At 63.3% G+C, this 18516-nt stretch carries 17 protein-coding genes; 7 read left to right on the top strand and 10 right to left on the bottom strand.

Going from position 1 to position 18516, the window contains the following annotated elements; genetic code table 11:
- From JHX87_RS04130 to JHX87_RS04140, 3 genes are all read right to left on the bottom strand, one after another.
- Positions 1-1635 (bottom strand): long-chain fatty acid--CoA ligase, encoded by a 1635-nt coding sequence (locus tag JHX87_RS04130; protein ID WP_271882582.1) that lies wholly within the window; start codon positions 1633-1635, stop codon positions 1-3.
- A gap of 76 nt (positions 1636-1711) precedes the next feature.
- Positions 1712-2113 (bottom strand): hypothetical protein, encoded by a 402-nt coding sequence (locus JHX87_RS04135; RefSeq protein ID WP_271882584.1) that lies wholly within the window; start codon positions 2111-2113, stop codon positions 1712-1714.
- Positions 2110-2976, bottom strand: coding sequence for an NAD(P)-dependent oxidoreductase (locus tag JHX87_RS04140; RefSeq protein ID WP_271882585.1), 867 nt, complete (start codon positions 2974-2976; stop codon positions 2110-2112). Before JHX87_RS04140 ends, JHX87_RS04135 begins: the two co-directional genes overlap by 4 nt.
- A gap of 186 nt (positions 2977-3162) precedes the next feature.
- On the opposite strand from JHX87_RS04140, the gene JHX87_RS04145 reads away from it, so the two are divergent.
- Together JHX87_RS04145 and JHX87_RS04150 are read left to right on the top strand one after the other, a co-directional pair.
- On the top strand, positions 3163-5583 hold the full coding sequence (locus JHX87_RS04145) for a penicillin acylase family protein (RefSeq protein WP_271882587.1): 2421 nt from the start codon (positions 3163-3165) through the stop codon (positions 5581-5583).
- A 51-nt stretch (positions 5584-5634) separates the two neighbouring features.
- The gene (locus JHX87_RS04150) at positions 5635-6204 is read left to right on the top strand and encodes a mechanosensitive ion channel family protein (protein ID WP_271882589.1); all 570 of its coding nucleotides are present in this window, start codon (positions 5635-5637) and stop codon (positions 6202-6204) included.
- A 63-nt stretch (positions 6205-6267) separates the two neighbouring features.
- Here JHX87_RS04150 and JHX87_RS04155 read toward each other — a convergent pair whose 3' ends face one another.
- From JHX87_RS04155 to queA, 5 genes are all read right to left on the bottom strand, one after another.
- Positions 6268-6600 carry an FmdB family zinc ribbon protein gene (locus JHX87_RS04155; protein WP_271882590.1) on the bottom strand — a complete coding sequence of 111 codons (333 nt, stop codon included), beginning with the start codon at positions 6598-6600 and terminating at the stop codon, positions 6268-6270.
- 55 nt (positions 6601-6655) lie between these two features.
- Positions 6656-7885 (bottom strand): formamidase, encoded by a 1230-nt coding sequence (gene fmdA / locus JHX87_RS04160; RefSeq protein WP_271882591.1) that lies wholly within the window; start codon positions 7883-7885, stop codon positions 6656-6658.
- Positions 7886-8162: 277 nt separating this feature from the next.
- The gene (lpdA, locus tag JHX87_RS04165) at positions 8163-9554 is read right to left on the bottom strand and encodes a dihydrolipoyl dehydrogenase (protein ID WP_271882593.1); all 1392 of its coding nucleotides are present in this window, start codon (positions 9552-9554) and stop codon (positions 8163-8165) included.
- An 87-nt stretch (positions 9555-9641) separates the two neighbouring features.
- Positions 9642-10970: an MFS transporter gene (locus JHX87_RS04170; RefSeq protein WP_271882595.1), complete on the bottom strand. Its 1329-nt coding sequence runs from the start codon at positions 10968-10970 to the stop codon at positions 9642-9644.
- A gap of 102 nt (positions 10971-11072) precedes the next feature.
- Entirely contained in the window at positions 11073-12119 is a 1047-nt protein-coding gene (queA, locus tag JHX87_RS04175) for a tRNA preQ1(34) S-adenosylmethionine ribosyltransferase-isomerase QueA (protein ID WP_271883459.1), read from the bottom strand.
- Between the two features lie 126 nt (positions 12120-12245).
- Here queA and JHX87_RS04180 point away from each other — a divergent pair, with 126 nt between their 5' ends.
- Positions 12246-12539, top strand: a complete 294-nt coding sequence (locus tag JHX87_RS04180) for a (2Fe-2S)-binding protein (protein ID WP_271882596.1) — start codon at positions 12246-12248, stop codon at positions 12537-12539.
- Complete coding sequence (gene bfr, locus JHX87_RS04185) at positions 12487-12972, top strand: bacterioferritin (protein WP_271882598.1); 486 nt, start codon at positions 12487-12489, stop codon at positions 12970-12972. Before JHX87_RS04180 ends, bfr begins: the two co-directional genes overlap by 53 nt.
- A gap of 56 nt (positions 12973-13028) precedes the next feature.
- Here the strand turns inward: bfr and JHX87_RS04190 are convergent, their stop codons facing one another.
- Positions 13029-13925, bottom strand: a complete 897-nt coding sequence (locus JHX87_RS04190) for a DMT family transporter (protein ID WP_334220869.1) — start codon at positions 13923-13925, stop codon at positions 13029-13031.
- Between the two features lie 331 nt (positions 13926-14256).
- Between JHX87_RS04190 and JHX87_RS04195 the strand changes: the two genes are divergently transcribed.
- The gene (locus JHX87_RS04195; RefSeq protein ID WP_271883461.1) at positions 14257-14463 is read left to right on the top strand and encodes a cold-shock protein; all 207 of its coding nucleotides are present in this window, start codon (positions 14257-14259) and stop codon (positions 14461-14463) included.
- A gap of 89 nt (positions 14464-14552) precedes the next feature.
- Here JHX87_RS04195 and JHX87_RS04200 read toward each other — a convergent pair whose 3' ends face one another.
- Entirely contained in the window at positions 14553-15227 is a 675-nt protein-coding gene (locus JHX87_RS04200) for an HAD hydrolase-like protein (protein WP_271882600.1), read from the bottom strand.
- A gap of 110 nt (positions 15228-15337) precedes the next feature.
- On the opposite strand from JHX87_RS04200, the gene glmU reads away from it, so the two are divergent.
- Both glmU and glmS read left to right on the top strand, forming a co-directional pair.
- The gene (glmU, locus tag JHX87_RS04205) at positions 15338-16684 is read left to right on the top strand and encodes a bifunctional UDP-N-acetylglucosamine diphosphorylase/glucosamine-1-phosphate N-acetyltransferase GlmU (protein WP_271882602.1); all 1347 of its coding nucleotides are present in this window, start codon (positions 15338-15340) and stop codon (positions 16682-16684) included.
- Complete coding sequence (glmS, locus tag JHX87_RS04210; RefSeq protein ID WP_271882604.1) at positions 16684-18501, top strand: glutamine--fructose-6-phosphate transaminase (isomerizing); 1818 nt, start codon at positions 16684-16686, stop codon at positions 18499-18501. The genes glmU and glmS overlap by 1 nt, the downstream gene beginning before the upstream one ends.
- Positions 18502-18516 lie beyond the last annotated feature (15 nt).

Below are 18516 nucleotides of genomic sequence, written 5' to 3' on the forward strand. Positions count from 1 at the left end.
TCAACCGGCCAGATCGGGCAGAACGTGATCCTTGAACCGCTGGCGCAGGGACAGCTTGCTGACCTTGCCCGTGGCGGTCAAAGGCAGCTCGTCGACCAGCACCAGATCGTCGGGCAACTGCCAGCGGGCCAGCGCCTTTGACAGCATCTCGTTCACCTCGTTCAGCGTCGGCGGATCGGCCGGATCGGCGGGCTTGACCACCAGCAGCGGACGTTCGTCCCATTTCGGATGCGGCAGCGCGATAATGGCGCATTGCGCGATCTTGGGATGCATCAGGGCCATGTTCTCGACATCGATCGAACTGATCCACTCGCCACCGGACTTGATCAGATCCTTGGCCCGGTCGCGCAGCACCAGCCGCCCGCTGGCCGAGATCGAGGCCACATCGCCGGTGCCGAACCAGCCATCGGCATCGATGGCCTGACGGGTCGCGGCCTCGTTCTTGTAATAGCTGCCCATGATCGTGTTGCCGCGCACGTAAAGTTCGCCCATGGCCTCGCCATCCTGCGGCATTTCCTTGCCGTCCTCGTCCACGATCTTCATATCGACGCCAAAGACGCGCTTGCCCTGCGTGGATTTCAGCGCCATCCGTTCCTCGAAGGGCGCATCCAGCTTGTTCACGGGCAGCGCCCCCTGAGAGCCAAGCGGAGAGGTTTCGGTCATGCCCCAGGCGTGGTTCACATCGACGCCGATCTTTTCGTAATTCTCGATCAGGCTGCGCGGCATGGCACTGCCGCCGACGACCATATGGCGCAGCGCGTCGGGCTTGTGCCCGCGCTTGCCGATCTCGGCATACAGACCCTGCCAGATGGTCGGCACGCCCCAGGCGGTTTCCACGCGCTCGGCCTGGCACAGATCCCACAGGCTGGCCCCGTCCAGAAACGGCCCCGGCATGATCAGGCTGCCGCCGATCAGCGGCGCGGTAAAGGGAAGCCCCCAGGCGTTGACATGGAACAGCGGCACGACCGGCAGGATGCGCGGCTCGTAGTGCAGGTCCGGACCCAGCACCGTGGCCACCGACAGCGCATGCAGCATGTTCGAGCGGTGCGAATACAGCACGCCCTTGGGATCGCCCGTCGTGCCCGACGTATAGCACAGCCCCGAGGCCGTGGTTTCCGCGAATTCCGGCCAGTCGCGGCGCGTCGGATGCCCCTGCAACAGATCCTCATAGCACAGCGCATCCAGCGAGGTTTGCGGCATATGGGCGCGGTCGGTCATGATCACGTAATGCAGCGGCGGCAGATGCTCTTGCAGCTTTTCCAGCATCGGCACGAAGGTCAGATCGGTGAAGATGACCTTATCTTCCGCATGTCGGATGATATAGATCATCTGTTCGGGCGACAGGCGCGGATTGATGGTGTGACAGACCGCACCGATCCCCGGTATCGCGTAATAAAGCTCGAAATGGCGATAACCGTTCCAGGCCAGGGTGGCGACGCGGTCGCCCATTTCGACGCCCAGATGTTCCAGCGCGAAGGACAGCTGCGTCACCCGCTCGCGCGCCTCGGCATAGCTTTCGCGATGCGTATCCCCCTCGACACGGCGAGAGACGATTTCCGCATCGGGAAAGCTGTCCGCCGCGAAATCCAGAAGCCCGCCTTGCAGCAGCGGGCGATGCATCATCAAACCTTCCATCTTCTCCTCCCGATTATCCCCGGGGTAGAGGTTTCAGGAAAGCGGATCGGCAATCAAGCGTGACGTTGGGGCCGCCTCAGCCGCTGGCACCAGCCTGCCCAAAAACCGGGTCCCGGTCCCAGACCAGCAACGGGCAGGCCACCCCCTGCCCGCGCTGCATGTCCGGGCTGGCGCCACCCGGATAGGCGCCGACCACCGCGAAATCCGCCGAGGCCTCCAGCCGCTTATGCGCGCAACCAGCCGGGATGATGACCACATCGCCCGCCGTGATCCGCTGCGGCTGCCCCGTCTCTCCGCCAAGCTGGATCACGGCCCAGCCTGCGTAGCAGCCCAGAACCTCATGCGTGGTCATGTGAAAGTGGTGCCAGTCGAAAACGCCGTTGCGCCAGGACCCGGTCCAGCCATTTTCGGCAAAGCGCGTCTCGAACCATTCGGGACGCGGCGCGGGGCAGACGGCGCGGTGCAGGACCGGGTTCACCTGTCCAGCCGCGCGATCAGGGAAGAGGTATCCCACCGGCTGCCGCCCATTTTCTGCACATCCTTGTAGAACTGATCGACCAGCGCCGTGACCGGCAGCGAGGCCCCGATCTCATCCGCGGCGGCCAGGCAGATGCCCAGATCCTTGCGCATCCAGTCCACCGCGAAGCCGTGCTCGAATTCGCGCGCGGCCATGGTCTTGTGACGATTGACCATCTGCCAGCTGCCCGCGGCGCCCTGGCTGATCACCTCGACCACCTTTTCGACATCCAGCCCGGCCTTTTCTGCGAATGCCAGCGATTCGGACAGGCCCTGAACCAGCCCGGCAATGGCGATCTGGTTGCACATCTTGGTCATCTGCCCCGACCCGACCGGCCCCATCAGGCGACAGATCTTGGCATAGCTGTCGATCACCGGCTGCGCCTTGTCGAAATCTGATTGTTCCCCACCACACATCACCGAAAGCTGGCCATTCTCGGCCCCCGCCTGCCCGCCCGAGATCGGCGCATCAATATAGCCGATGCCTGCCTCGGCCGCGATCTGGGCCAGATCGCGTGTCACGGCGGCGGATACCGTGGTGTGATCGACAAAGATCGCGCCTTGGCCCATGCCTGCGAAGGCGCCGTCCTGCCCGGTGCAGACCTGCCGCAGATCGTCGTCATTGCCGACGCAGGCCATCACAAACTCCGCACCCTCTGCCGCCTCACGCGGCGTCTCGGCCATCTGGCCTCCGTGGCGCGACACCCAGTCCTTCGCGCGCGCAGCGGTGCGGTTATAGACCGTGACCTCATGCCCGGCGGCCTGCAGATGCCCCGCCATCGGCCCGCCCATCACGCCCAGCCCCAGAAATGCCAGTTTCGCCATCGCCACTTTCCTTCATGCTGTTCTGCCGCCGAAATTTTCTGGTCGGCAATTTCCCCCGGGCCAGCAGCCGCGTTGTCAAGCGGCGGCGCCTGCCTTATGCATCACCCCATCACCCTGTCACGCCGTGGTCAAGCACCGGCGGGATGCTTTTGAAAGAACCGACCGGCGAATGGATCCTGTCCTGATATGCTGACACTTTTCCGCTGGCTTCTGAGGGCGACGGTCGCGCTGATCGTTCTGCTGGTTCTGGCAATGGTGCTGACCTGGTATTTCGCCACGCGCTCGATCCCCGATTACAATGCCACCTACCGGGTGCAGGGCATCGCCGGCCCGGTCGAGATCGTGCGCTCGACCGAAAACGTTCCGCATATCTTCGGGTCCAGCGATGCGGATGTCTATTTCGCGCTTGGGTTGGCCCATGCGCAGGACCGGCTGTTCCAGATGACACTGCTGCGCCGCGCCGCACAGGGCCGCCTGTCAGAGATTTATGGTCGCAAGGCCTTCCCCTCGGACGATCTGGCACGGCGGCTTGAATTGTACCGCAATGCCGTGGCCTCGGTCGAGGATCAGGATCAGGCGACGCTGGCCGCGTTGCGCGCCTATGCCGCCGGCGTGAATGAATGGATCGGGCAGGTGAATGCGCAGGCGCTTGGCCGTGGCGCGCCCGAATTCTTCCTGCGGCCGCAGGATATTTCCTATTGGCAGCCCGCCGACTCGCTGGCGATCCTGAAACTGCTGGCCGCCGCCAGCAGCCATTCCGCCGCCAAGGAAGTGCTGCGCGCCCGCCTGTCGCTGGCCTGGCCCGATCGCGGGACCGAGCTGCTGCGCGGCGAGGGCGGACCGGCTGCGCTGCCTGATTACGCAGAACTGTTCCCGAATGCCCGCTTTCCAGCGCCCGAAAGCAGGGCGCGCAATGACGGCCACCGCTCGGTCGAGGATTTCCTGCGTCCCGGCGACGGTCTGGGCGCGAACGGATTTGCCGCCATGCCCGACCGCACGGCGGCGCATGGCACCTTGCTGGCCAATGATCCGCAAGCGCCACTGGTGGCGCCCTCGCTGTATTATCTGGCGCGGATGCAATTATCCTCGGGCGGGGTGATCGGGGCGACGATTCCCGGCATGCCGGTGATCCTGTCGGGCCGCAATCCGCAACTGGCCTGGGGACTGACCCCGGCCCCGCTGGACGATGCCGATATCGCGATGGAGGAGATCCAGCCCGGCAGCCCCGACCGCTATCGCGCGCCCACCGGCTGGGCCGACCTGCAATCCCGCCGCGAGGTGATCCGCGTGCTGGATGAACCCGATCGCAACATCACCCTGCGGTTCAGCCGCAATGGACCGCTGGTGCCGGGTCTGGATCCGGGGCTGGCCGATATCACGCCTGCGGGTTTTGTGCCCGCGCTGCGCTGGACAGGTTCCTCGGGCGATGACACCACCATGTCGGCGCTGGTCGGGCTGATGGGCGCGACGGATGCCAACAGCGCGGCTCGTATCGTCGAAGGCGTCGTCGCCCCGGCTTTTGCCGTCACGCTGGCCGATAACAGGAACATCCGGCAATTAACGGTCGGGGCCGCGCCGGAACGCGCGGCCAATCACCCGACCGGCGGCGCCCTGCCCGTGCCCGGCTGGCAGACCGAGGCCGACTGGACCGACATCGTCGCGCTGGACGGCAGTTCGCAAGCCACCGATAACGGCATCGTTCTGGCCACGGAAGAGATGGGACCGGTCGCGCTGCGGCGCGGTCGCCTTGGCTGGCTGCTGCAGGATCGAGAGATCCATTCCCGCGACAGCTTCATCGCCGCGCAGCTTGATATCGTCAGCCCGGCCGCGCGCACGCTGCTGCCCATTGTCGGGGCGGAACTGTGGTTTACCGGCGAACCCGCCGCCTCGGGCACGCCCGAACGCCAGCGTCAGGACGCGCTGAACCTGCTGGCCGAATGGGATGGCGCGATGAGCGAGCATCTGCCCGAGCCGCTGATCTATTCCGCCTGGATGTCGGCCCTGCAGGACCGGCTGATCCGGGACGAGCTTGGCCCCGTGGCCGATGATATCCACGACCTGCATCCGGGCTTTATCGACGCCGTGTTCCGCAATCGCGACGGCGCGGCCGCCTGGTGCGATATCGTCCAGAGCGCGCCGACCGAGGATTGCACCACCATCGCCCGTCAGGCGCTGGACCGCGCGATCCTGACCCTGTCGGAAAAATATGGCCCCGATGTCACCAGTTGGAGATGGGGCGACGCGCATCAGGTGCGGCAGGCCCATCCGGTTCTGGGTCAGATCGCGGGGCTTCGTTGGGTCGTGAACCTGACGCAATCGCTGTCGGGCGGGCCATTCTCGGTCGCGCGCACGCCGCTGATGGGACATGGCACCGCGCCCTTCGAGGCGACGACCGGGCCGGGCTATCGCGGCGTCTATGATCTGGCCGATCCCGACAGTTCGGTCTTCATCATCTCGACCGGGCAATCCGGCCACCCCTTGTCACGTCATTACGACGACCTTGCCGATCTGTGGCGCCGCGGCGAATATATCGGCATGTCCCTGGACCCCGGGCTGGCGCGCGCCGCCGCGACCGGGATCACCCGGCTGGAACCCGCGACGAACTGAACCGTCGCGGCCTGTTCTGCCAAACCTGTACCCTGCGTAAATGAGGACTTCATGAATTTACAGACAATCCAACACAGCTTCGATCCCGGCACTCCGATTGGCGCAGCGGCGCTGGCGGCGTTTCTTTTCCTTGCCGGTCTGCTGCTGTCCTGGATCGTCCGACGTCTGCTGAAAGAGGCGCTTCTGCACGATCAATCGGAACAGATCGACCAGATCACGCTGTCCTTTCTCAGCCAGCTTTCGATCCTGATGATCTGGCTGCTGATGTTCACGCTCTATGCGCATATGGTGCCGGTGCTGCATCGTCTGGGCACGGCCTTGCTGGCGGGTGTCAGCCTGATGTCGGTGGTCATCGGCTTTGCCGCACAGACCACGCTGGGCAATCTTGTCGCCGGGATCAGCCTTGTGCTGTACAAGCCCTTCCGGCGCGGCGACCGCCTGCAGATCGCGGCACCGACGGCGAATTTTTTTGAAACCGGCACCGTGGACAAGATGTCCCTGGGCTTTACCGTCCTGCGCACCGACGATGGCCGGGACGTGATCGTCGCCAATGGCTCGATGGCGCAGCAGACCATGATCAAGCTGCCGCCGCTGGACGAAAAAACCGCGCCGGAAAGCTGAGCAACCGACGGGTGGTCGCCCCGGCAATCTGCAGCGACCACCGCCCTGTCGGGCATCAGGCCATCAATGCGAAATCATCCAGGGCCGCTTGGCCGGAAATGATTTCGCGCCGCCGGGATGATGCAGCGTGCCAGATTGGCGCGCCTTGCCTCCGCCCCCGCAACAGCCGCATCCCGGGCCATGGCTGCTGCGCCTTGGGCTGTCGGCGCTGCGTTCATTCGTCGTGATGGCGTGCCGACGCGCGCCATCCATCTGCGCAATGACCGGCGCAGACAGCAGCGCCCGCGCGCTGGTGCCGCCGCAATCCGGGCACTCTTTCGGCTTGTCGAAATCGGCCATTGCGGCGCGGGCCTGAAACGGGCCACAGCTTTGACAAAGATAATCATAGGTCGGCATGGCAAAGCCTCATCAGATGCTGTTCCCGGGCCGGGCGGCACCCGGCCCGCGCGCGTTACAGATCGGGCGCAAGCGGCACATCGACCGACCCGTCCAGCGCCTTCACAGGACCGCCCGGATTCGGTTTCAGATCGAAGTCGAAGATATCCGTGGGCAGCCACAGCGTCGCGCAGGCATTCGGGATATCGACCACGCCCGAGATATGCCCCTGCACCGGCGCCGTCCCCAGAATGGCATAGGCCTGCGCGCCGGAATAGCCGAATTTCTTCAGATATTCGATGGCGTTCAGACAGGCCTGACGATAGGCGATATGCACATCCAGATAGTGCTGCTTGCCCGCCTCATCGACCGAGATCCCCTCGAAGATCAGGTAATCGTCGTATTTCGGCGCAATGGGCGAGGGTTTGAAGATCGGATTCCTGATCCCGTATTTCGCGCAGCCCTCCTTGATCAGCCCGACGCGCAGATGCAGCCAGCCGGCCATTTCGATGGCGCCGCAAAAGGTGATCTCGCCATCGCCCTGGCTGAAATGCAGATCCCCCATCGAAAGGCCGCCGCCCTCGACATAGACCGGGAAATAGATGGTCGAGCCGCGCGACAGGTCCTTGATGTCGCAATTGCCGCCATGCTCGCGCGGAGGCACGGTGCGCGCGCCCTCGGCCGCGGCCTTGTCACGCTCTTCTCCGCGCATCGCGCCCATATGCGCGGATTGCGTATTGGGCAGCGCCGCCAGCGCGGGCACCCGGTCGGGATCGGTGTCGAACAGCGCCTTTTCGCGCGCGTTCCACATGTCCAGCATCTTGCGATCCGGCAGGCAGCCGATCAGGCCCGGATGGATCAGCCCGGCATAGCGCACGCCCGGCACATGGCGCGAGGTCGTGAACATGCCGTGGAAATCCCAGATCGACTTCTGCGCCTGCGGGAAATGATCGGTCAGAAAGCCACCGCCATTCTGTTTCGAAAAGAAGCCGTTGAAGCCCCAGTTCATCTCTTCCTTTGCCCCGATATCCAGAATCTCGACAATCAGCAGATCGCCCGGCTCGGCGCCTTTGACGCCGATGGGCCCCGAGAGATAATGCACCTGTTCCAGTTCGACATCGCGCACATCTGCGGCGTCATCGTCATTCTTGATCTGACCGCCGGTCCAGTCATAGGTCTCGATCTTGAACTCGTCCCCCGGTTCGACCCAGACCGCGATCGGAATGTCAGGATGCCAACGGTTATGCACCTTGTCATTGCCATGCGGGCTTTCTGAAAGATCAACGGAAATCAGCGTATCGGCCACGATCGTCTCCTTTTTCAGTTGTCGAGCAGTAAAAATGGGTCGGTGAGGTCTTCCTTCATCTGGCCCGGCGCGCTTCGGGACGGGCGATTTGCGGGCAGCATAGCATGATGGCGCTGAAGTCTATCAGAAATTGCAATTTCACCGATCCGTCGCCCGCTGTGGCAGAGATGCGCCGACAGAAGCGGCGATCAAGACGCGGCGATCAAGACGGGGCCGTGACAATGAAAAAAGCCGACCCGCGAGGGGTCGGCTTTCGAAGCGTCACAGCGTCTGCCGATCAGAAATGAAGCGCGCGGCCATAGGCGTCCAGAACGGATTCGTGCATCATTTCGGACAGGGTCGGGTGCGGGAAAACGGTTTCCATCAGCTCGGCCTCGGTCGTCTCCAGCGTGCGGCCGACGATATAGCCCTGAATCAGTTCCGTCACCTCGGCGCCGACCATATGCGCGCCCAGAAGCTCGCCCGTCTTGGCATCGAAGATGGTCTTGATCATGCCTTCGGGTTCGCCAAGCGCGATGGCCTTGCCATTGCCGATAAAGGGGAAGCGGCCGACCTTGATCTCATAACCCTCTTCCTTGGCCTTGGCTTCGGTCAGACCGACGCTGGCAACCTGCGGGTTGCAATAGGTGCAGCCCGCGATGCTGTTCGGCTTGATCGGATGCGGTTTTTCGCCCGCGATCAGTTCCGCCACCATGACGCCTTCATGGCTGGCCTTATGCGCCAGCCAGGGTGCGCCCGCGACGTCGCCGATGGCAAAGATGCCGTCCACGCCGGTGCGGCAATATTCGTCGGTCACGACATGGGTGCGGTCGACCTTGATGCCCAGCTCCTCAAGCCCGATGCCCTCGACATTGCCGACAATGCCGACCGCCGAAATCACCGTGTCGAATTCCACCTTCTCGGTCTTGCCGCCAGCTTCGATGGTGGCGATGACCTTGTCGGCCTTGCGGTCCAGCGATTTGACCGCCGCCTTTTCCATGATCTTCATGCCCTGCTTGGTGAATTGCTTCTTGGCAAAGGCGCTGATCTCGGCATCTTCGACCGGCAGGACGCGATCCATCACCTCGACCACCGTGGTATCGGCGCCCAAGGTGTTGAAGAAGCTGGCGAATTCGATGCCGATGGCGCCCGAGCCGATGACCAACAGCTTTTTCGGCATATGCGGCGGCACCAGCGCATGCCGGTAGTTCCAGACGCGCTTGCCATCGGGCTCCAACCCCGGAAGCTCGCGGGCGCGGGCGCCGGTGGCGATGATGATGTTCTTGGCCGTGACCTCTTCCGTGCCCTTGTCGGTCTTCACGGTGATCTTGCCCGGCGCGGTGATTTTCGCCTCGCCCATGATCGGGGTGATCTTGTTCTTCTTGAACAGATGGCCGATGCCGCCCGACAGCTGTTTCGCCACGCCGCGCGACCGCTGCACGACCTTTTCAAGGTCATAGCCGATCTTGTCCGCAGTCAGGCCGAAATCCTTGGCCCGCTCCATCAGGTGAAACACCTCGGCCGAGCGCAGCAGTGCCTTGGTCGGGATACAGCCCCAGTTCAGGCAGATGCCGCCCAGGTTCTCGCGCTCGATACAGGCCACTTTCAGGCCAAGCTGCGACGCCCGGATCGCGGCAACATAACCGCCAGGCCCCGCGCCAATAACTACCACATCAAAATTCTGGGCCATATGCTCCCCCGATCGCTGAAGATAGTTCAGCGTTAAACCATTCGGGACAGGTCAGCAAGCAGATGGCCGGGGATGCGCAAGAACCGCCTATCCCGCGCTGCGGCCATCCGGATTTTCGACCGCCTGGGGAATGTCGTCATGGGGATCCGCGTCCAGATCCTCATCCGCCGGATCGCTTGCCACGCTGTCGCTTTGGGCTTCGTCCAGCGCCTCGGACACGGCCAAAGTCGTCGCACTGGGCGTGATGACGGCATAGCTGCCCTGATCCTCGACCGAGATCGAAGCGCGGCGCGTCATCCGCCAGCCGGCATAGATCGCCAGCGCGGCCAGCAGGATCCCCATATAGACCCAGAACCCGTCCGGGCCGATCAGACCCATCAGCCAGCCGGTGATCAGCGGACCCGTCATCGAGCCAAGGCCGTTGATGAACAGAAGGCCGGCCGAGGCTGCCGCCATATCGGACTGATCCAGGTAGTCGTTCGTATAGGCCAGCAGAAGCGCATAGACCGGATTGGCGACGCCGCCGATCAGCGCCCCGACGATCATCAGCCACCAGATATTCGGCTGCAGCGCGATTGTCGCCGCGATCACCACCGACCCGAAGACCGACAGCCCCAGGATCAGCTTGCGCCGGTCCATTCGGTCCGACAGCCAGCCGATAGGAAATTGCAGCATCAGCCCGCCGATATAGATCGCCGCCACAAAGACCGAGATATCGCGCACCGTCATGCCCGTCGACGCGCCCCAGACCGAGGACATGCCAAACAGCGCCGAGAATACGCCCCCCATCAGGAACACGCCGATACAGCCCAGCGGAGAGGCCCGGTAGAGGCGGCCAAAGGACATGCGCTTGATGGTCGAAAATGCCGGGGCGGGCTGCGCCGACAGCAGAATCGGCGTGAAGGACAGCGACACCAGCACCGAGGGGATGATGAACAGCAGGAACCCCGCCGGATCGCCCGTGTTCAGCAGGAATTGCGCGATGATGATCCCCGCCATCTGCACGATCATGTATGCCGACAGCGCTTGGCCCCGCGTCTCATTCGTGGCGCCGGCATTCAGCCAGCTTTCGGCGGTGATATAGACGCCGCAGAAGGAGAAGCCGATGATGAAGCGCAGCACGGACCAGACGATCCAGTCGGGCGCCGTGGCATAAAGCACCAGCACCGCCGAAATCAACGAGCCCAGGGCCGCAAAGACGCGCACATGGCCGACGGTCTGGATCATCCGTGGCGCGGCCAGACTGCCCAGCAGGAAGCCACCGAAATAGGCCGACATGACGACCGACATCTGGAAGGTCGGGATCCCCTCGATCCCGCCGCGAATACCCAGCAATGTGCCCTGCATGCCGTTGCCGACCATCAGCAACAGGATGCCCAACAAAAGGGGCCAGGTTGAACGCACTACCGATGCCATGGCGCGTCTCTTCTTTCTAGATGTCGTCGTGTGATTCACGGGGTCGAGGCCCCTGACGCGCCCGTAAAGCGGAATGGCGTGCGACGCCAGACAAAAAACGCCTTAGGGAATCAGCAGGGACGAGTCACCATAGCTGAAGAACCTATACGAATTTTTAACTGCGTGATCATATATTTGCCGGATGCGCTGCGGCCCCATCAGGGCGGAAACCAACATCAGCAATGTCGATTTTGGCAGATGAAAGTTCGTCATCAGACCATCGGTCACCCGGAAGTGATAACCGGGATAGATGAAAATATCCGTCGTGCCCCGAAACGGCTGCATCAGGCCCTGCTCTGTCGCGGCGGATTCGATCAGCCGCAGCGCCGTGGTGCCGACGGGAATCACCCGGCGACCCTCGGCCCTGGCGCGGTTGATCCGCTGGGCAGCCTCGGCCGTGACCTCGCCCCATTCGGCATGCATCCTGTGGGTGGTGACATCCTCGACCTTGACCGGCAGGAACGTCCCTGCCCCGACATGCAAGGTGACATGCACGAATTCGACGCCGCGCTGACGCAGCGCCTCTAGCAGCGGTTCATCGAAATGCAGGCTGGCCGTGGGGGCGGCCACGGCGCCCTGATGCTGCGCCCAGACGGTCTGGTAATCCTGATGATCCTGCCGGTCGGGCGCCCGCAGCGCGGCGATATAGGGCGGCAGCGGCATCGCCCCCACCTGCGCCAGCGCTGCATCAAAGGCGTCGCCCTGCGCATCGAAGACCAGCCGCAGCCCGTCGGGCCCGATCTCGGCCACGGTGGCCGACAGCTGATCGCCGAAGCGGATCACCTCACCCCGCTTCAGCTTGCGCATCGGCTTGGCCAGCGCGGTCCAGCCCTCGGCCGCGGGCTCCAGCAGGGTCACTTCGATCCGGGCCACGGCCTCGCCCTGCGGGGTGGCGCGGCTGCGGGTGCCCGACAGCCGCGCGGGAATGACCTTGGTATCGTTCAGCACCAGCACATCGCCGGGCTGCAAAATCTGCGGCAGATCGTGGACATGGCGGTCGGCAATGTCACCCCCTTGCGCCAGCAACAGCCGTGCGGAGCTGCGTGGCTTGGCGGGGCGGGTCGCGATCAGCTCTCGCGGCAGGTCGAAATCGAAATCATCCAGTTTCATGGCGCGCTTCTGCGTCCGGGCGCGGGCCTCGTCAAGCGCCGCTGACCAGGACGTGATCGCCAAGTAAAAAACTTGGTCTTTACTTGTCCGACATTTTTGCTAAGTCTTGCCCAACAGGAGCCCGCCATGATTGTCTGTCACTGCACCCAGATCACCGATACAGAGATCCACTCTGCCATCGAATGGATGCGTGCCGCCGATCCGCAGACGATCATCACGCCGGGAAAGATCTATCATGCCCTTGGAAAGCGTGCAGATTGCGGTGGTTGCATGCCGCTCTTTCTGGACACCATGCGTCATTCAGCTAGTCTGGGCGTAGCCCCGCCGATTTTGCGGGACAAGACAGACAGTATGAAGGGGTATGAACATGAAGGGCGACGCAAAGGTCATAGAGTACCTAAACGCAGCTCTGCGGTCTGAACTGACGGCAGTTAGCCAATATTGGCTGCATTATCGGCTGCAGGAAGATTGGGGATACGGGCGCATTGCCGACAAGTCCCGCGCCGAATCAATCGAGGAAATGAACCACGCGGATCGTTTGATCCAGCGAATCATTTTCCTGGAAGGCCACCCGAATCTGCAAAAGCTGGATCCGCTGCGCATTGGCCAGAACCTGAAAGAAACGCTTGAGGCCGATCTGGCCGGTGAGCATGACGCGCGCTCGCTGTATATCGAGGCACGCGATCATTGCGAAAGCGTCGGCGATTATGTCAGCAAGCAATTGTTCGAGGATCTGATCGCGGATGAGGAAGGTCATATCGACTTCCTGGAAACGCAGATCGAGCTTTACGATACGATCGGCGTCCAGAATTACGGCCTGCTGAACGCAAAGCCCGCGAACGAAGCCGAATAAGCATCAAGCCCCGCCCTTCCGGTGGGGCTTTTTTCTGTCTGCCCCGATGGGACGGATCAGCGCGCGGCGCCGCGTTTCTGTCCGCGCCACAGGATCACCAGCCCCGAGGCGACGATCAGCCCCGAGCCGATCAGCATGGGCATGGTCAGGCTTTCACCGAACAGCGCGATCCCCAATCCGATCCCGAACAGCAGGCGCGTATAGCGGAACGGCGTCACGGCCGAGACCTCGCCCGTGCGCATGGCCTTCATCAGGAAGCTGTAGGCGGTCACCCCTGCCCCGACGGCCGCCGCCATGAACAGGGTCGCGCGCGCATCGGGGATGACGAAAGTTTCGCCCCGCCACAGCGCATAAAGCACGCCCGCAACGATCACCGCAACAAAGCCATAGAAGCCCAGAATCAAGGTGTTAAGCGATTTCGGGGCGGCCCGGCTGGCCAGATCGCGACCGGCAAAGCCGATCATGCCGATCACCGCCAGCAGCGACAGCGCGGAAAAGCTGTCAGTGCCCGGCTGCACGATGATGATCACACCGATCAGGCCGATGACAATCGCGCTCCACCTGCGCCAGCCGACCTTTTCGCCAAAGACCAGCGTGGCGCCCGCCACCACCACAAGCGGCGTCGCCTGCAGGATCACGGTCGCGGCAGAAAGCGGGATCACGGCGATGGCCAGCACATAGAACAGTCGCCCGATGATTTCGAAGACCATGCGAATCCGCATCGCGGGCGACAGCACATCGCGCACGAAAAGCGGCGTCCGTCGCATCGCCGCCAGAAGCGCGAAAACGACCGCGCCGCCAAGCCCGAACATGATCAGGATCTGCCCCACCGGCAGGCTGGTCGAGGCCGCCTTCACAAAGGCATCCTCGACCGCGAACAGCCCCATCGAGGCAATCATCCACATGCTGCCCAGCAGGTTGGCGCGGGCGTCGGTTATCGGGGCTGCGGTCACGTCAGGTCAGCTTTGCAATTGTCGAAGCGGGGACAGGCTGCGGGAAACCGGCGCTGCCTTTCGACCTTCGATGGCGCAGTTTCCACCGCCCGTCAATTGCGCGAAAGCTGAAACAGCTTATCGCAATGACGCAGTTAAATCATGCAAAACGGCGCCTTGCCGCCGATTAACAATGATCTGTTCAATGCCCCTCGCAAAGGCTTTTCCGCTGCGTTATACAGAGACTGCATTCTATGTTTCGGACCTGTTCCTTTCGGCTCAGCTTTCGATCTTCAGCTTTGCCAGGCCGCTGCGTACTGTGGGCGGCACCTATTTTGTAAGGAATGACACGATGGCTAACGGCACCGTGAAATGGTTTAACGCAACCAAAGGCTACGGCTTCATCGCACCGGAAGGCGGCTCGAAAGACGTCTTCGTGCATATCTCGGCGGTCGAGCGCGCTGGCCTGCGCGGTCTGAACGACGGTCAGGCCGTCAGCTTCGACATCGAGACCGACCGCAACGGTCGTGAATCGGCAAGCAATCTGACGCTGGCCTAAGCCTTAACCGGGCTGACAAGACAGGAACGGGGTCGACTTCATGTCGGCCCCGTTTTTTCATGCCGTTTTTCCTGCCGGTGTCGCGCCCGTCAGCCCAGCCAGCGGCGCGCCAGTTCGGGCAGATCGGCAAAGCGGTCCAGCATCGCATCGGGATCCAGCCGCGATATCCCCTGCCCTTCGGGTCCGAAACTGACCAGCGCGATGCGCACGCCGGCCGCGCGGGCCGTCTTGCGGTCGGTATCGGTATCGCCCAGCAGAAAAGACTGCGCGACCTCGCCGCCCGCGGCCTCGACCGCGGCGCGATAGGGGCGCGGATCGGGTTTGCGCACCGGCAGCGTATCGGCGCCGATCAGACCGCCGAACATCCCCCGGATGCCCAGTTCCCGCAGCAGCATCTCGGCCAGGCCCTCGGGCTTGTTGGTGCAGACGGTCAGCAGAAAGCCATCGTCCTGCAATTGCTGCAAGGCCTCGGTCACGCCGGGATACAGCCGGGTGTGAACCGCGATGTGATCGGCATAGTGATCCAGCAGGCGCTGGTAATCCTTATCCTCGGCACCGGGCGGCAAAAGCACATCCGGCCCGATCCGGCCATAGCCAAGCCGCAGCATCGCCCGCCCGCCATGAAAGGCCGTCAGCGCATCGGCCACCGGATCCAGCAGATCGCCCAAACCGCGCGCGCGAAAACAGCCATTGGCCGCCGCGATCAAATCGCCCGAGGTATCGGCCAGCGTGCCGTCCAGATCGAATACAACCGTGCCTGCCATTTGCCACTCCGCAATGATGTGTAAATAAAGGTGAACGCCGACCCCTTTCATGCCCGCGCAAGCCCGATTAGAACGCCGGGCAACAAGAGTGAACAGGCAATGAGGCGGGCATGTCGGATAAATCCATCGCAGTGGTCATTCTGGCCGCAGGGCAAGGCAGCAGGATGCAATCCGATCTGCCCAAGGTGCTGCACCGTCTGGGCGGGGTGCCGCTGGTCGGACATGCGCTGAACGCGGCCCACAGCCTGCAGCCGGAACAGGTCATTGTCGTCGCGGGTCACGGGGCGCAGATGGTCAGCAAGGCCGTGACCAAGCTGGACCCAGAAGCACGGATCGTGCTGCAGCGCGAACAGCTGGGCACCGGCCATGCCGTGCAGCAAACGCTGAACGATCTGGAAGGTTTCGAGGGCAAGGTGATCGTGCTTTATGGCGATACGCCCTTCATCGGTCAGGACACGCTGGCGGCGCTGGCCTCGCATCCCGCCGATGTGGTGGTGCTGGGTTTCGAGGCCGAGGATCCGGGCCGCTATGGCCGCCTTGTCGTGACCGATCGCGGGCTGGAAAAAATCGTCGAATACAAGGACGCGGATGAGGCTACGCGCCAGATCGCCCTGTGCAATTCCGGCGTCATGGCGCTGGATGCCGGGTTGCTGCGGCAACTGATTTCGCGGCTGTCGAATAACAATGCCTCGGGCGAATATTACCTGACCGATCTGGTGGCGCTGGCCCGGGCCGAGGGGCGCCGCGCCGATGTCGTGACCTGCGACGAAGAGGAAACGCTGGGCATCAACACCCGCGCCGAACTGGCCGGGGCCGAGGCCGCCTTTCAGACCCGCGCCCGTCAGAATGCGCTGGAAAACGGGGTGACGCTGTCCGATCCCTCGACGGTCTGGTTTTCGCTGGACACCGCCATCGGGCGCGATGCGGTGATCGGGCAGAATGTCGTTTTCGGACCCGGTGTCACGGTAGAATCGGGGGCAGAGATCCTGCCCTTCTGCCATCTGGAAGGCTGTCATATCTCGGCCGGGGCAACGGTCGGCCCCTTCGCGCGGCTGCGTCCGGGCGCGGAACTGGGCGGCGACGTTCATGTGGGCAATTTCGTCGAGATCAAGAATTCGGTGCTGGATGAGGGCGTCAAGGTCGGCCACCTGACCTATCTGGGCGACGCCCATATCGGCGAGGCCACGAATATCGGCGCGGGCACGATCACCTGCAATTACGATGGCGTTTCCAAGCACAAGACCCGGATCGGGGCGCGCGCCTTTATCGGCAGCGATACGATGCTGGTCGCGCCGGTGCAGGTCGGTGCGGATGCGGTGACGGGTTCCGGCTCGGTCATCACGGAAGATATCCCCGATGGCGCGCTGGCCATCGGACGGTCGCGACAGGCGACCAAACCCGGACTTGGCCTGCGCCTGATGCAGGCCCTGCGCGCAAAGAAAACGGAGAAACGCTGATGTGCGGCATTATTGGCATTCTGGGCAAGCACGAGGTCTCGCCCCAACTGGTCGATGCGCTGCGCAGGCTGGAATATCGCGGCTATGACAGCGCGGGCGTGGCGACGGTCGATGCGGAAGGTCAGTTGGATCGCCGCCGCGCGGTCGGCAAGCTGGTCAACCTGTCGGACCTGCTGGTGCATCAGCCCCTGCCCGGCCATTCCGGCATCGGCCACACCCGCTGGGCCACCCATGGCGCCGCGACCGAGGTGAATGCCCATCCGCATCGCTCTGGTCCCGTGGCCGTGGTCCATAACGGCATTATCGAGAATTTCCGCGAATTGCGTCAGGAACTGACCGGCTATGGCATTCAGGCGGAATCGCAGACCGATACCGAAACGGTTGCCCTGCTGACCGCCTATTACATGTCGCAGGGCATGGACGAAATCGCCGCGGCCCGCGCCACGCTGGCGCGCCTGCAGGGCGCCTTTGCGCTGGCTTTTCTGTTTCACGGCAAGACCGATCTGATGGTCGCCGCGCGCAAGGGCAGCCCGCTGGCCATCGGCCATGGCGATGGCGAGAATTTCATTGGCTCGGACGCGGTGGCACTGTCGCCCTTCACCGACCGCATCACCTATCTTGAGGATGGCGACCACGCCGTTCTGACCCGCGATTCCATCGAGATCTTCGATGCCGAAGGCCATCAGACCAACCGCGCGCAAAGCCGCATCGACGTTGGCGCCACGGCCATCGACAAGGGTGGCTATCGTCACTTCATGGCCAAGGAAATCGCCCAGCAGCCCGTGGTGATCGGCGATGTGCTGAACCACTATATCAAGGGCGACCGGATCGTGCTGCCCGAGGGTCTGGATTTTGCCACGGCGGACCGGCTGTCGCTGGTCGGCTGCGGCACGGCGCATTATGCGGGACATGTGGCGAAATACTGGTTCGAGCAACTGGCCGGCCTGCCCTGCGATATCGATGTCGCCTCCGAATTCCGCTATCGCGAGCCTCCGCTGTCATCCAGAAGCTGGTTCATCGCCATCAGCCAGTCGGGCGAAACCGCCGATACGCTGGCGGCGCTGCATTACGCGCAGGAACATGTCGATCGCACCATCGGTCTGGTCAATGTCGGCACCTCGGCCATTGCGCGCGATGCCGATATCGCCCTGCCCACCATGGCGGGGATCGAGGTCAGCGTGGCCTCGTCCAAGGCCTTTACCTGCCAGTTGACGGCGCTTGCGATCCTGGCGCTGAAGGCCGCGCATGATCGGGGACGGCTGGACGATGCGGGTCTTGCCGCGCATCTTCGCGATCTGCGCGCGGTCCCGGCCCTGCTGCAACAGACGTTGAACCTGTCGGATGCCTGCAGCAACCTGTCCGAATGGCTGTCCGAGGCCCGCGACGTGCTGTATCTGGGCCGTGGTGCGCTGTTCCCCGTTGCCCTTGAAGGCGCGCTGAAGCTGAAAGAGCTGAGCTATATCCATGCCGAGGGCTATGCCTCGGGCGAATTGAAGCACGGCCCCATCGCCCTGATCGACCGCGAGGTGCCGGTGGTGGTTCTGGCCCCGCATGACGCGCTGTTCGACAAGACCATCTCGAACATGCAAGAGGTCATGGCCCGCCACGGGCAGATCCTGCTGATTTCCGACAGCGACGGGATTGCCGAGGGTGGCGAGGGCGTGCGCGCGACCCTGACCATGCCCAAGGGCGGCGGGGTGTTTCAGCCGATCCTCTACGCGGTGCCGATGCAATATCTGGCCTATCACACGGCGGTGGCCAAGGGCACCGATGTTGATCAGCCGCGCAACCTGGCGAAATCGGTGACGGTGGAATAACCGGCCTGCCGGGCG

The organism is Paracoccus fistulariae (assembly GCF_028553785.1).
In the GTDB taxonomy this organism is placed as follows: Bacteria; Pseudomonadota; Alphaproteobacteria; order Rhodobacterales; family Rhodobacteraceae; genus Paracoccus; species Paracoccus fistulariae.